The 14,078-nt window shown below is 67.7% G+C and carries 12 protein-coding genes and 1 tRNA gene; 5 read left to right on the forward strand and 8 right to left on the reverse strand.

The window, feature by feature from the left end:
* Nucleotides 1-32: 32 nt before the first annotated feature.
* Entirely contained in the window at nt 33-1,520 is a 1,488-nt protein-coding gene (locus BRM1_RS01725; RefSeq protein WP_268527575.1) for an APC family permease, read from the forward strand.
* 90 nt (nt 1,521-1,610) lie between these two features.
* On the opposite strand, the gene BRM1_RS01730 is transcribed toward BRM1_RS01725, so the two are convergent.
* The 3 genes from BRM1_RS01730 to BRM1_RS01740 form a co-directional block, all read right to left on the reverse strand.
* On the reverse strand, nt 1,611-1,898 hold the full coding sequence (locus BRM1_RS01730) for an antibiotic biosynthesis monooxygenase family protein (protein WP_160952569.1): 288 nt from the start codon (nt 1,896-1,898) through the stop codon (nt 1,611-1,613).
* 153 nt (nt 1,899-2,051) lie between these two features.
* Nucleotides 2,052-2,990, reverse strand: coding sequence for an alpha/beta fold hydrolase (locus BRM1_RS01735; RefSeq protein WP_268527580.1), 939 nt, complete (start codon nt 2,988-2,990; stop codon nt 2,052-2,054).
* A gap of 6 nt (nt 2,991-2,996) precedes the next feature.
* Complete coding sequence (locus BRM1_RS01740) at nt 2,997-3,440, reverse strand: NUDIX hydrolase (RefSeq protein WP_268527583.1); 444 nt, start codon at nt 3,438-3,440, stop codon at nt 2,997-2,999.
* Nucleotides 3,441-3,605: 165 nt separating this feature from the next.
* Between BRM1_RS01740 and BRM1_RS01745 the strand changes: the two genes are divergently transcribed.
* Nucleotides 3,606-3,678 (forward strand) — tRNA-Ala (locus BRM1_RS01745).
* Between the two features lie 147 nt (nt 3,679-3,825).
* Here the strand turns inward: BRM1_RS01745 and BRM1_RS01750 are convergent.
* Nucleotides 3,826-4,812, reverse strand: coding sequence for a DMT family transporter (locus BRM1_RS01750; RefSeq protein WP_268527585.1), 987 nt, complete (start codon nt 4,810-4,812; stop codon nt 3,826-3,828).
* Here BRM1_RS01750 and BRM1_RS01755 point away from each other — a divergent pair.
* Nucleotides 4,811-6,214 carry an aminotransferase-like domain-containing protein gene (locus BRM1_RS01755; RefSeq protein ID WP_268527588.1) on the forward strand — a complete coding sequence of 468 codons (1,404 nt, stop codon included), beginning with the start codon at nt 4,811-4,813 and terminating at the stop codon, nt 6,212-6,214. The genes BRM1_RS01750 and BRM1_RS01755 overlap by 2 nt on opposite strands.
* A gap of 143 nt (nt 6,215-6,357) precedes the next feature.
* Here the strand turns inward: BRM1_RS01755 and BRM1_RS01760 are convergent, their stop codons facing one another.
* Nucleotides 6,358-6,678 (reverse strand): hypothetical protein, encoded by a 321-nt coding sequence (locus tag BRM1_RS01760; protein ID WP_268527591.1) that lies wholly within the window; start codon nt 6,676-6,678, stop codon nt 6,358-6,360.
* Between the two features lie 89 nt (nt 6,679-6,767).
* On the opposite strand from BRM1_RS01760, the gene BRM1_RS01765 reads away from it, so the two are divergent.
* Complete coding sequence (locus tag BRM1_RS01765; RefSeq protein ID WP_268527594.1) at nt 6,768-8,087, forward strand: MFS transporter; 1,320 nt, start codon at nt 6,768-6,770, stop codon at nt 8,085-8,087.
* Nucleotides 8,088-8,118: 31 nt separating this feature from the next.
* Entirely contained in the window at nt 8,119-9,711 is a 1,593-nt protein-coding gene (locus tag BRM1_RS01770) for an N-acyl-D-amino-acid deacylase family protein (protein WP_268527596.1), read from the forward strand.
* A 42-nt stretch (nt 9,712-9,753) separates the two neighbouring features.
* On the opposite strand, the gene BRM1_RS01775 is transcribed toward BRM1_RS01770, so the two are convergent.
* From BRM1_RS01775 to BRM1_RS01785, 3 genes are all read right to left on the reverse strand, one after another.
* A complete protein-coding gene (locus BRM1_RS01775; protein ID WP_268527599.1) occupies nt 9,754-10,542 on the reverse strand; it encodes an Ltp family lipoprotein in 789 nt (262 codons plus the stop codon).
* Nucleotides 10,543-10,758: 216 nt separating this feature from the next.
* Entirely contained in the window at nt 10,759-12,327 is a 1,569-nt protein-coding gene (locus BRM1_RS01780) for a GMC family oxidoreductase (RefSeq protein ID WP_268527602.1), read from the reverse strand.
* 224 nt (nt 12,328-12,551) lie between these two features.
* Nucleotides 12,552-14,024 (reverse strand): aldehyde dehydrogenase family protein, encoded by a 1,473-nt coding sequence (locus BRM1_RS01785; RefSeq protein ID WP_268527605.1) that lies wholly within the window; start codon nt 14,022-14,024, stop codon nt 12,552-12,554.
* Nucleotides 14,025-14,078 lie beyond the last annotated feature (54 nt).

Raw genomic sequence — 14,078 nt, forward strand, 5'->3', positions numbered from 1 at the left:
CGGCTTGCCCGCGCGGGCGTACGATGTGGCTCATGTCAACTGGCTCACACGCGGGCGGACCCGCACAGACGTCCCCAGCTACCACCTCGGCGGGCTCCGGAACGGGTGACGGTGGCGAGGCATCCGGTGCCGAATCGGGCGAGCTCAAGCGCACGCTGGGCCTGGGGTCGGTGACCCTGTTCGGGCTGGCGTACATGGCGCCCATGATCGTGCTCGGCACGTTCGGCGTCATCGCGACGGAGACCGGCGGGGCCACCTCGATGGCCTATCTGCTCGCCACCGTCGCCATGCTGTTCACCGCGAACTCCTACGGCGTCCTGTCCAAGCGCTTCCCGGTGGCAGGCTCCGCGTATACGTACTCGCGCAACGCGATCGACGGGCGCGTGGGCTTCCTCGTGGGCTGGGCCGTGCTGCTGGACTACCTCTTCCTGCCCATGGTCATCTGGCTCATCGGCACGAGCTTCCTCTCCGAGGCCTTCCCCGCCGTGCCCAAGTGGGTGTGGGTGTGCTCGTTCATCCTCGTCACGACGACGCTCAACATCCTGGGCGTCAAGGTCGCGGACAAGGTCAACCTCGTCCTCATGACGTTCCAGATCCTCGTGCTCGCCATCTTCGCGGCGCTGTGTGCGGGCTTCGTCGTGCGCAGCCAGGGGGCGGGCTCGCTCGTGCAGATGCACCCGTTCATCAACGAGCACACGACCCCGCTCGTCATCGGGGCCGGTGCAGCCGTGGCCTGCTATTCGTTCCTGGGCTTCGACGCGATCACCACGCTGACGGAGGAGGCGAAGCGGCCCAAGCACACGATCCCGCGGGCCATCATGCTCGTCGCGCTCATCGGCGGCGTCATCTTCGTCATCGTCACCTACGTCACGACGCTTGTGCACCCGGGCACCGAGTTCGCCAACGAGGACACCGCCGCCTCGGAGATCGCGCTGCAGGTGCGTGGCGCGTTCTTCGCCGCCGTGTTCCTGGCCGGCTTCATCGTCACGCAGTTCGCCTCCGGCATCGCCGCCCAGGCCTCGGCGGCGCGCCTCGTGTTCGCCATGGGCCGCGATGGCGTGCTGCCCAACCGCGTGTTCGGCCGGGTCGCCAAGCGCTTCGCCACCCCGTGGGTCGCAATCCTCGTCTCCGCCGCGGTGGGCCTGGGCGGGCTGTTCCTGTCCGTGGAGACGTCGACGTCGTTCATCAACTTCGGCGCGTTCCTGGCGTTCGCCATGGTCAACGTGTCCGTCGTCGTGCTCTTCTGCAAGGACCGGAAGGCGGGGGCGCGCACGGGTGCCGATGCCGATGCGGGTGCCGGGGGAGGGGAGGACGACGCCGAGGTGCGCTTTACCACCCCCGTGCGCCACGTCCTGCTGCCGGTCATCGGCACGCTCGTGACGATCTTCCTCTTCACCCAGCTCGACGCGCACGCGCTCCTCATCGGCTCGGGTTGGCTGGTGCTCGGCCTCATCATCCTGGCGTGCCTGTCCAAGGGCTTCCGCCAGCAGCCGCCCGAGCAGTCCGGCGGCGGGCACTGAGCGACGACAAGCGCCCTGCGCGCCGCTCCCGTGGGGCGGCGCGCAGGGCGCTGTGGTGAGTGCAGTGCTGGTCCGTGCCGAGCTCGGCGGTCAGTCGGGGAGGTCGACGACCTCGAACTCGAGCATCCCGTCGGACTGAGAGACCGCGGTGCCGGGGGCGCGCGGCGTGCGCTTGTCCCGCCACGCCTCGAAGCTCTCCTCATCGGCCCAGCGGGTGAGCACGTAGTACCGGTCCTCGCCGCGCACCGGGCGCAGCAGCTCGAAGCCCTCGAAGCCAGGCTCGGAGTCCACGGAGTGCTTGCGGGCGGCGAAGCGGGCCTCGAGCTCGCTGCGGTCGCCTTCCGGCACGGACAGCACGTTGATCTTCACAAGCGACATGGCGGACTCCTCAATCGTGGGGCCGGCGCTCGTGCCGCCCCGGCAGCTCCTGGCGCTTCGAGTCTAGGGGAGTAAGGCCTGCCTGAGCGCGCCGTATCGCGATGGGGTACGCAAGGCAACGCCATGTGGGACGGAGCGCGCGGCGGCCGGTCGTCAGGCCTCGCCGGCCTCGACGGCGTCGATATCGGCCACGAACTCCGCGATGGCCTGTGCCGTGGCCTCGGGGCGCTCGTAGTGGATGAGGTGGCCCACCCCGTCGAAGATCCGCGCCGTGGAGTTGGGCAGGTCCGCGATGAACTGCTGGGTGGGGCCCAGCGGCGCGATCTGGTCCCGGTTGCCCGCGATGACGAGCACGGGCATGACCAACCGGGCGGACACCTCGGCGGCGGTGTGGGCAACCGAGATGTCGAACGCCTGCGCCAGCGAGGCGCGGTCCGCATAGGCGGAGAAGTGGCGGGCGTGCTGGTCGTGGATGTAGCGGCGCAGGCCCGGATCCGAGGTGGCGGCCATGACCTCGCTCATGACGCGCACGACGCCCGGGTTGGACAGCAGCGCGCTGCCCGCCGCCGGCGGCAGCGCGCGCCCGAGCGCGTAGTAGGCGCGGGCGAGCTGCGTGCCCACGCGCGCCGGCCCCTCCAGCGCTGAGCTCGCGATGGGATTGATGAGGACGAGTGCGCTCGCGCGCGGATGGTCGGCCGCCCAGTGGGCGGCGAGCACGGAGCCGAACGAGTGGCCGACGACAATGGGGGCCTGACCGTATTCGGCCTCGACGGCGCGCACCGCGGCGTCGACGAACGCGACGTAGCCTTCCAGCGTGAGGCCGCCGGGCAGCGGAGGAGCGAGTCCGAAGCCGGGCAGATCGGGCACCATGACGGGATGTGCGGGCAGGTGGTGGGCGATGAGGTCCATGCCGTGGTGGTCGCCGCGGAAGCCGTGGACGAACAGGAGCGGCCGGCGGTTGCCGATTCCTGCGGTGGCTGCCGGGACACGGGGCGCGTGGACCCAGGCGGGGGCTGTGAGGTGGGCTGCCGTGCCTCGGTCGTGGAGGTCGAGTTCGAGGTCGTGGCGCGCAGGGCTGATGTAGTCGGACATTGCCGCTCAGCCTAGCGGCGCACCGGGATCGCGGGGGATGACGCCCGCGCCTTCGAAGAGTTCCCGCAGGTTGGGGGTCAGCTCCAGCTCGTCGAGGTCTGCGGCGGTGCACCAGCGGGCATCGGCAGCATCGTCGGCCGGTCGCAGCGTGCCGCCGGTGACCGTGGCGGCGAAGTCGTGGATCTCGAACTCACCGCCGCGGCCGTCCGGCGCTGTCACGCACCACAGCTCGCGGCCGATGGCGACGTGCAGGCCGGTCTCCTCGTACGCCTCGCGCTGGGCGGCCTCGGCCAGGGTCTCCCCGGGCTCAACCGAACCGCCGGGCACCGACCACTTGCCCTTCGACGGCTCGTTCCCGCGCTGGATGAGCAGCACGCGGCCCTGGGCGTCGGCGATGACGGCGCTGGCGGCCAGGCGCGGGGGCCGAGGTGCGGGGTGAGCGGGTGCCATGGGGGCAGTCTATGGGGGGTGGTCTCGGGCTTCTGGCGGGTGCATGGCGACCCCGTCGTGGTGGCCGTGCGCGTAACCGCGTTCGAGGCGAGCGGCCGATTTGGCATGACGCAGGACGGTGTCCTAGTATTATTCGAGTCGCCGCGGGAGCGGGGACGACCTTTCGGGGGTATGGCGCAGTTGGTAGCGCGTCTGCATGGCATGCAGAAGGTCACGGGTTCGAATCCCGTTACCTCCACCGAAAGCAATGAGCGAGAGCCCCCGACATGAGCAAGAGGTCGGGGGCTCTCGCTCGTTGAGGGACCATGGCACTCCTGAACGTGCCCGCTGTCCAGCTGCGAGGATGCGCCCACTGGCGTGGTGGCATGGGCGGAGCGGCGGGAAGTCACGGGTGTTCGGCTTCCTGGCGGAGGAGACGGGCGTCGCGGCCCGGCCCTTTAGCGGTCAGAGAGCCGCGGTTGCGGGCGCGCACGGCCGTGAGGGCGCAGGCGATGACCGCTATGCCTCCCAGAACCGTGGCCCACCCGATGGTCTCTCCCAACAGCAGACCGGACCATAGGATGCTCATCACCGGTTGAGCCAGTTGCACCTGACTGACCTGCGCCATCGGCCCGATCGCCAGCCCGCGATACCAGGCGAAGAACCCCAGGAACATGCTCACCGCGCACAGGTAGGCGAATGCGCTCCACTCAACAGCGGAGCCGGTGGGCGGTTGCTGGATCACGGCAATGCCGGTGAGTACCAACATCAGCGGGGAGGCGAGCACGAGGCCCCAGGAAATCGTCTGCCAGGACCCGAGTGAGCGGGAGAGCAGCCCACCCTCGGCGTAGCCGATTGCACATACGATCACTGCGGCGAACAGCAGCAGGTCGGCGAGGTGCAGCCCGCCGAAGCCCCCGCCCTGGACGACGGCGAACGCGACAGCCGCGAACGCGCCGAGCGCGGCGGCGATCCAGAACGAGCGCGCCGGCTGCTCTCCCGTGCGCAGCACGGCGATGACTGCGGTCGCGGCGGGCAGCAGGGCGATCACCACAGCACCGTGACTGGCCGGGGCGGTGATCAGCGCAAACGAGGTGAGGAGGGGAAATCCCACTACCGCGCCGCTCGCCACGATGGCCACCTGGATCCATTGTGTGCCACGGGGAAGTCGCTGACGTGTCAGCCCGAGTGTAAGTGCGGCGAGCAAGGCCGCGATGACGGCGCGGCCGGAGCCGACGAATAGGGCCGACATGTGCCCGTTCTCCACCGCCACGCGCGTGAAAGGCACGGTGAAGGAGAACGCGGTCACGCCCAGCAATCCCCACCACAGTCCGGCGCGGGGTGTTGATAGCGGTAGTGGAACTTGATTAGTAGCGGTACTATATATACTCATGTCTCACAATAGCAGTGACCGGATCGTGTCTGCACTGCGCGAATGGATAGCCTCGGCTCCCGCCGGTGCCCGGCTGCCGTCCACGCGAGCGCTCGTCAGCCGGTTTGAGGCGAGCCCGGTGACAGTGCAGAAGGCATTGCGCACGCTCACCGGACAGGGGGTGATTGAATCCCGGCCCGGTGTCGGCACCTTCGTGCGCGAGGCGCGCGCGGCCCTGCCCCAGGATTACGGGTGGCAGACGGCCGCGCTCGGAACCCCCCAGCACCGTCTGCCCACGGTGACGCCGGCACTGCGTACCGCGCCGAATGATGTGATCGCGCTGCACGCAGGTTATCCCGACAAGGAGCTCTTGCCCGGACGGCTTGTCCGCACCGCGCTGGCAAGGGCCTCCCGAAGCGAGGCGGCATTGCGCCGAACACCGGCGGCCGGGTTGCCCGACTTGCAGTCCTGGTTCGCCTCCGAGTTGGCCAGTTACGTCCCCACTAAGTCGACACCACCGGCCGCCAGCGATGTCGTGGTTCTGCCAGGCAGCCAGAGTGGACTGAGCACCCTTTTCCGCAGCCTCGTCGGCGCTGGGCGGCCGCTGCTGATCGAGTCTCCCAGCTACTGGGGTGCCATCCTCGCTGCTGCGCAGGTCGGTGTGGAGCTGGTCCCAATCCCTGCTGGTCCGGAGGGCCCCGATCCCGAGGAACTGGCCCGGGTGTTCTCCCGGACCGGGGCGCGCGCCTTCTACGGCCAGCCGAACTATGCCAACCCCTCGGGAGCCCAGTGGTCGGCTGATCGTGCCGGTCTGGTGCTCGATGTCGTGCGCGAACACGGTGCGTTTCTCATCGAGGACGACTGGGCCCACGACTTCGGCATCACCACCGACGCTGTGCCGTTGGCTGCCCGTGATCATGAAGGACACGTCGTCTATCTGCGGTCGTTGACCAAGAGCGTCTCACCGGCGATCAGGGTCGCCGCCTTGATTGCGCGAGGCCCGGCTCGCGACCGCATCCTCGCAGACACGGGTGCCCAGGCGATGTACGTCAGCGGAGTGCTGCAGCAGGCCGCCCTCGATGTCGTGACCCAACCGGCGTGGGGTACTCACCAGCGAGGTCTGCGCGGTCAACTCGCGGCCCGTCGTGACCTGCTCGTCGATGCGCTGCGCGAGCACACTCCCGCAGCGCATCTTGAGTTCGTGCCCAGCGGCGGCCTCAACCTCTGGGTGCGCCTGCCAGATGCCACGGATCTCACCCAATTGGCACGAGACTGTGAGGCGAGGGGGGTCATCGTGGCTACCGGAGACGAGTGGTTCCCGGCGGAGCCCGCTGGCCGATATCTTCGGCTCAACTACGCAGGCCCGAACCCCGGTGCCTTCCCGGAGGCCGCCCGCATCATCGCAGCCGCCCTCGGGGGGTGACTGCTCGATCAGTGATCGTCGCTGCATCAGCACCGACATCGGTGGTGTCGGCACCTGCTCCGAGCGAGTCCGTCCTGGGGTAGGCGATGGACGGCGGGCGGAGGAGCCTTGCTCCGCCGCCCGCCGCAACTGCATGTGCCAGTTCACCTCCTGGGTGTCGCCGCTGGTTCGTCTTCCGAGTCGTGCTCGCTCCGCGCCGTTTCGGTCTCGTCGTTCTCACGGCTGTCTTCGGCCGTGATGTCGGCGTGCCGGGTGCTCGGGATGAACAGCGTGGCGACGACTCCGACTACCAGGAATCCCGCCGTGAGGAAGGATCCGAACGCCAGTGCGTGAGTCATCGCCTCAGGTGCCGCGTCAGCGACCATAGCGGTGGCGGAGTTCTGGGCGAGGGCGTTGATCGCCGCACCGGTGCTCTTGGTGACGCCGTCGCTGAACTCCGTGGCATCTGCCGGGGCCTTCTTCATGCCATGGACGCCTTCCGTGATGCGCGTCTCATTGGACTACGCTGGGAACACGCGTACCCCGCTCTCGCACCCAGGCCCGGAGGACTGCCATGGCCACGCACGTCGATTCGGTTGATGAACAGAGTCTTTACCGCAAGGTCACGCTGCGGCTACTGCCCTTCCTCCTGCTCTGCTATGTCTTCGCATACTTGGACCGCACCAACATCGGATTCGCGAAGATCCAGATGCAGCAGGAGATGCCGCATCTCACTGACGCTGTCTTCGGCCTGGGTGCGGGAATCTTCTTCATCGCGTATGCCTGCCTCGAGATTCCGAGCAATCTGCTCATGCACCGCATCGGCGCACGAAAGACGATCACGCGCATCATGGTGCTTTGGGGCATCGCCTCCATGGCCATGCTCTTCGTTCAGGGACCGGTATCCTTCTATGTGCTGCGCGTCATCCTCGGCATTTTCGAGGCCGGTTTTGCCCCCGGAATTCTGCTCTACTTCACCTATTGGTTCCCCGCCAAGCGTCTTGCCTTCGTCATGGGCATCTTCGCGACCGCTGGCCCGATCGGTTCGATCGTGGGCGCTTCGACGTCCGGGCTCATCATTGGACTTATGCACGACACCGGTGGCCTCTCCGGTTGGCAGTGGATGTTTCTCCTCCAGGGCTTTCCGGCGCTCGTTCTGGGCATCCTCTTCTGGTTCGTCATTCCCGATCGCCCTGCCACGGCCCCGTGGCTCAATGATGGCGAACGGGTGGCGTTGGACCGCAATCTCTCTATCACCAGTGAAGGTCACGCAGCTTCACGGTTCGTCGACGTGCTCAAGACGCCCGCGGTGTATGTCATGGCACTCGCATACTTCGGCATCATGTGCGGGATCTACGCGGTCAGCTTCTGGCTGCCCACGATCCTCCACGACAGTGGAATCGTGAGCCCGATCGTGCTGGGCTTCGTCACGGCGGTTCCCTACCTCATCACCATCCCGGTGGTACTCGCCATGACGTGGCATTCGGATCGCAAACGGGATCGCTTCTGGCATTCCTTCATCCCGACGCTGGTGGGCGCCGCCGGCCTGGTCGCTGCGGTGGTGTGGTCGAACCAGTTCGCGATCTCGTTCATGGCCCTGTGCCTAGCGGTCTGCATGATTCAGAGCGCGTATGCCGTGTTCTGGGCGGTGCCCACGGAGACGTTCGGGGGCACCGGCGCCGCGGGCGGCATTGCGTTCATCAACACGATCGGCATCCTGGGTGGTTTCGTTGCACCCACGATCATGGGTTTCGTGCAACAGGCCACCGGTTCGAGCCGTGGGGGCCTCATGACGATGGTGGCACTCCTGCTGGTCTCGGCAGCCGCCTTGGCAGTGCTCAAGCAGACGCTTTGGAAGCAGAAGCCGGAAGTGGTGTCTGCACCGCAGGATTGAGCCTCGTCTTCGCAGAAGGGAACGGCACCCAATGTCCGAAACCATAGTGATTGCCGGTGGAACCGTCATCGACGGGACCGGAGGCGAAGACCGCCAGGTCGACGTGCTCATCGAGCGCGGGCGGATTGCTGCGATTCGCCCGCGGGGTGGGTTCGACGGAGTCCGGCGGGCTCAGCGAATCGAAGCAGAGGGAAAGACCGTCACTCCCGGGTTCATCGACGCACACGCCCATGCCGACAACAGCCCACTGCTCACACGAGACGACACCTCCAAGATCCTGCAGGGGGTGACCACGGAGATCAACGGCAACTGCGGCTTCAGCCTCGCTCCGGTCTCGAGGGATCACAGCGATGGATTCCGGACGCTCGTGAAGCGGATTTTTCCACCCTTCGACCTAGAGTGGTCGACCATTGCGGAATACCGCCAAGTCATGGGCCGCAATGGGTATGTCACGAACTTCGCGACCCTCATCGGCCATAACACGATCCGGATCGCCGCGATGGGCGACGAGATGCGTGCTCCTAGCCGCACTGAGCTCGCCACCATGGAGCGGTTGGTCGACGAAGCTGTGGAGCATGGCGTGGCCGGGCTATCCTCGGGGCTCATCTACCCGCCCGGCGTGTTCTCCACCTCAGACGAACTCAGTGTGCTGGCCGCGCGTCTTCCGTCCACTGCCGTCTACGCCAGCCACATGAGGAACGAGAGCCGAAACCTCTTGCCCAGCATTGCAGAGACCCTTCGCGTGGCACAGGCCGGTGGGCTGAGATGCCACGTTTCCCATCTGAAGTTCGCCGATCTGCACGCGCCCTCGCAAATGCCAGACGCCCTTGCACTGCTGAGCGAACGCCGCGCTCAGGGGCAGCCCGTCACGCAGGACATGTACCCTTACACGGCCGCCAGCACGATGCTCACGGCATTGCTTCCGCCCTGGATGCACGATGGCGGGAGCCCTCAACTCCTCTCACGCCTGGGCTCACCCGCCGCTCTGGAGCGAGCCAAAGCCGACATCCGAGATCCACACGCAGAGTTCGAGAACTACGCACGCTCGGCAGGGTGGGACAACATCGTCATCGCGAGTACGGCATCGCACCGCTACGAGGGGGAATCGCTGCAGTCGATCGCCGCGCGGGAGCACCTCGACCCCGTCGATGCGGTCGCCCGGATGCTCATTGCCGAAAACCTTCAGGTGACGATGATCCTGCACGTCATGGCCGAGGCCGATGTGCGCCGCGGACTGCTGGATGCTTCGACGATGATCGGTACCGACGGGCTCCCTGTGGGCGGCGGCGGGAAGCCCCATCCGCGGGGCTACGGTTCATTCGCGCGCTTCCTCCAGCACTACGTTCGCGATGAAAAACTAGTCGGCCTCTCTGAGGCGGTCAGGCGTATCACCTCGTTCCCCGCGGAGGTCTTCGGACTCAAGGACCGCGGACGCATTGTGGAAGGCGGCATCGCCGACCTCGTCATCCTGGACATGCAGGAGCTGCGCGACCGGGCCACCTTCGAGGAGCCGACCTGCGCTCCGAAGGGCGTTGAGGAGGTGTTCGTCAACGGCGTGCGTGCCGTGGCAGCCGGCCAGTGGACTGGGCGCAGGGCCGGGGAGTTCGTCAGAGCTGCGCACTGACACGCGCGGCGCACTCAACGGGTGGTGCCTCGCATCGGAACGTCAGTCGTCCAGGTGGTCGAGTGCGTACTTCGCCTCGGCCTCGGTGAACCCGCCTACTTTCTCGTTGATGAGGAGGTCATACACCGTGCTCCGCGAGTATGACGGGTTCTTGCTGAAGGCCTTCGCCGTTTCGAGCGCGTTGTTCTTCCAATCGGCATCGACATGGTTGACCGCGTAGGTTGCGGCTGCCTTTGAGAGGCCCTCGCCGTTCTTGCTTGTCAGCTGGCGGTACAGGCCCTTCTTGCTCATATGCCCGTCGCCGGCGTAGTACCCGGCCTTCGACAGGGCGTCAGAGTACTCCGCGGGAACATTCGGGTCTGCGGTTCTCTGGCCGGTGAATGCGGTGGCGCCCGGGCTCTGGGGCGCCGTCGACGAATCGCTCCCGTTCTCCGCGGCTTTGAACGCAGCCGCCCCGAGTGCGCCGGCGGTCAAGCCGACGATGATGCCGATGATGATGCCCAGCAGCCACAGGACGATGGTGACGATCCAGGCCATCTTCCGGCTGCGCTGGTATCCCTCGAGCGGCCGGCCGAGCTTGTCGCGCTGCGCACCGCACAGCGTCATGATGAGGTCGATGAGCGACCAGATGCCGAAGCCACCGCCCGTGATGAGCTTGAGGACGCCGGTGCCGATCTTGCCCAGGTAGAACCGGTCGATGCCGAGGCTGCCCAGGAACAGGCTCAGCAGCCAGGTGGCGACGAAGGACTTCGCAGGCGCGGCAGGCTGCCAGGGCTGCTGCCACTGGGGGTTCTGGCCGGCAGGTGAGGCGGGCGGGTACTGGTATGCCATGTGACTTCCGTCCGTGCGTCGCGTGCGCCCTCAGTCGGGCCTGTTCTTCTCGCACAATCGTAAGACCCGGACGATCCTCCGCGGTTCTCAACGACTGCACCCAGCACACCGAAGAGCCGGCAACCTGCATCTCTGCAGGTCACCGGCCCCTCACGGTCATTGGGCGGCGCACAACCCCGCAGCCGCGCGATCGCGCAGCCGCCCCACCTCAGCGCATCAGCCCTCCTTGATGAGCTGCGCGCACTTCTCGCCGATCATCATCGTCGTGATATTCGGGTTCACCGCGGTCAGCTGCGGCATGACCGAGGCATCGGCCACGCGCAGGCGCTCCACGCCCTTGACCCGGAGGTCCGGGGTGAGCGGCGACCGCGCATCGTCGGCCGCGCCCATGCGCACGGTGCCCGCGGGGTGGTAGACCGTGTTGTGCGTGCGCACAATGTAGTCCTCGATCTGCTCATCGGTCTGCACATCGGCGCCCGGGTAGAGCTCGCGCCCGGCCCAGTCCTGCATGGCCGGCTGGGAGACGATTTCGCGGGCGCGCTTGATGCCCTCCACCATGATCCTCATGTCATAGCCGTCCGGGTCCGTGAAGTAGCGCGGATCCACCTTGGGCTTGTCGCGGTAGTCCCGCGAGCGCAGCCGCACCGTGCCCCGCGATTTCGCGTGTGTGACGTTGGGGGTCAGGCAGAACGCGTTGTCGGAGGTGGGGTACCCCTGGCGCAGCGTGTGCATGTCGAAGGGCACGGAGCCGTAGTGCATCATGAGGTCCGGCACGCCCTCGTCGGAGCCCGCGACGCCCAATGAGTCGAAGATCCCGATCTCCCACCACTGCGTTGACTCGTCGACCATGGGCTGCTTGGCCTCCCACTGGATGACGCCCTCCGGGTGGTCCTGCAGGTGCTCGCCCACCCCGGGGGAGTCCACGCGCACGTCCACGCCCACGGACTTCAGATGCTCGGCCGGCCCGATCCCGGAGAGCATGAGGAGCTTGGGGGAGTCGATCGCACCGGCGGACACGATGACCTCGCGGCTCGCCTCGATCCGGTGGGTGGTGCCGAACGCGTTGTTGACCACGTGCACGGCCACGGCGTTGTTGTCCTCATCGAACTCGATCTCGCGCGCCCACGTGTCCGGCAGCACCGTGAGGTTCTCCCGGTCGAGGATGGGGTGGAGGTAGGACACGGACGACGACGAGCGCGTGCCATCGGCCCTGCGGTTGATCTGGAAGAAGTTCGCGCCGCGCGTCACCGTCTCACCGGTGTTGAACGCGGCACGGGGGATGCCCGCCTGCTCGCAGGCGTCGAGGATCGCCACGCCGCACGGGTCCCGGGGCGGGACGTTCATGAGGTGGACGGGCCCATCGTGGCCGTGCAGAGGGCCGTCGTCCTCGTTGGTCTCGAGCTTGGTGAACAGCTCGAACGTCTCCTTCGAGCCCCAGCCCGAGGCGCCGTAGCGGGCCTCCCACGCGTCCAGGTCCTCCTGGGGCGCCCAGAAGGCGATGCACGAGTTGTGCGAGGAGCAGCCGCCCAGCACCTTGGCGCGGGCATGGCGCATGAACGAGTTGCCGTGCTCCTGCTCCTCGATGGGGTAGTCCCAGTCGTAGCCGGACTCCAGCAGCTCCATCCACCGGTTGAGCTGGAGGATCACGTCCTTGTCCGTATCCGTGGGACCCGCCTCCAGCAGCCCCACGCTCACGCTGGGATCCTCGCTCAGGCGCGCGGCCACGGCGGCGCCGGCCGAGCCAGCGCCCACCACCACATAGTCGAACGTGTGCGTCGTCTCCATCTCGATCCTTCCTCTTCGGTGTGCTCCGCGGCCCGCAGTGCCGGGCCGCTCATGTCAGTGCGCTGTGTGCGGATTCCGTGCTTCCCGCGCCCGAGGCGCGCCCCGGCCGCGCGTGCCAGCGCCGGCCCGGGGCGCCTCGGGAACGGCCCACCGGCCCGCGCTCATGCGCGCGCAGGCGGGTCGGCCCACTGGGCGAGGCTGCCCGCGTGGGCGGGGCGTGTTCCTCAGTGCTCGGGGAAATACCCGGTCACGCCCGGGCGCAGGTTCTGGTAGATGTGCTTGGCCTCCTGATACTCGGCCAGGCCGGTGGGCCCGAGCTCGCGGCCGATGCCGGACTGCTTGAAGCCGCCCCACTCCGCCTGCGGCAGGTAGGGGTGGTAGTCGTTGATCCACACGGTGCCGTGGCGCAGCCGGTTGGCAACCCGCTGGGCCTTGCCCGCGTCCTGCGTCCACACAGCCCCGGCCAGCCCGTAGATCGTGTCGTTGGCCGTCGCGACGGCCTCGTCCTCCGTCGTGAATGTCTCGACGGTGACGACGGGGCCGAAGCCCTCCTCGGCGACGACGGACATGCCGCGCTTCACCTGGTCGATGACGGTGGGCTCGTAGTAGTAGCCGGACTCGAGCTCGCCCTGCCCCCACTGACCGCCGCAGCGCACGCGCGCGCCCTCCTCCACACCGGACTGGACATAGGCGGTGACCTTGTCCCGGTGCTCCTTGGAGATGAGGGGGCCGCTCTCCGCGGCCTCATCGAACGGGCCGCCCAGGCGGATCGAGCCTGCGCGCTCGGCGAGGGCGTCGGTGAACCGCTCCGCGATGGACTCCTCGACGATGAGCCGGGCACCGGCCGAGCAGACCTGGCCGGAATCGACGAACGCCGCGTTGAGCGCGTTGTCCACCGCGGCATCGAAGTCCGCGTCCGCGAACACGATGTTGGGGTTCTTGCCGCCCAGTTCGAGTGCGACCTTCTTGACGGTCTGCGCGGCGTTGGCCGCGATCTTCTTGCCGGTGGCGAGGCCGCCGGTGAACGAGACCATGTCCACGTCCGGGTGGGTGGACAGCGGACCGCCGGCGCTGGCGCCGGAGCCCAGCACGAGGTTGCCCACGCCCTTGGGCAGGCCCAGCTCCTCGAGGAGCGCCATCGTGAGGATGGCGGTGTGGGGGGTGAGCTCGGCGGGCTTGAGCACGAAGCTGTTGCCCGCGGCCAGGCAGGGCGCGATCTTCCACGAGGCCTGGAGCAGCGGGAAGTTCCACGGGGTGATGAGCGCGCACACGCCCACCGGCTCGTGGCTGATGCGGGAGAAGACGTCCTGCGAGTCCGCATCGACGATCCGCCCGGCGTCCGTGGCCGCGATCTTGCCGAAGTACTCGAAGCAGCCTGCGATGTCGTCCATGTCCTGCTGGGACTCCACGAAGCGCTTGCCGGTGTCCAGGGACTCCGCACGGGCGAACTCGTCGCGGCGCTCGCGGATGGCGGCCCCGGCCTTGAGCAGCAGGTCCGCCCGCTCCGAGGTGGGCTTTGCCGACCACACCTCCGAGTCGAAGGCGCGGCGGGCGGCCTCGATCGCGCGGATCGTATCCGCCTCCGTGGCCTCGTCGACCGTGGCGACGAAGTCGCCGTTGGCCGGGCAGGTGATGTCCCGGGTGCCGCCCTCCTGGGCGGAGACCCATTCGCCGTCGATGAACAGCGTGTTCGGCATGTCAGTGCTCCTTTGGGTTGAGGTCGTTGGGGTGCTCGGCTGGCTGGGCGGGGG

The organism is Brevibacterium sp. BRM-1 (genome assembly GCF_026802075.1).
Taxonomy (GTDB): Bacteria; Actinomycetota; Actinomycetes; order Actinomycetales; family Brevibacteriaceae; genus Brevibacterium; species Brevibacterium rongguiense.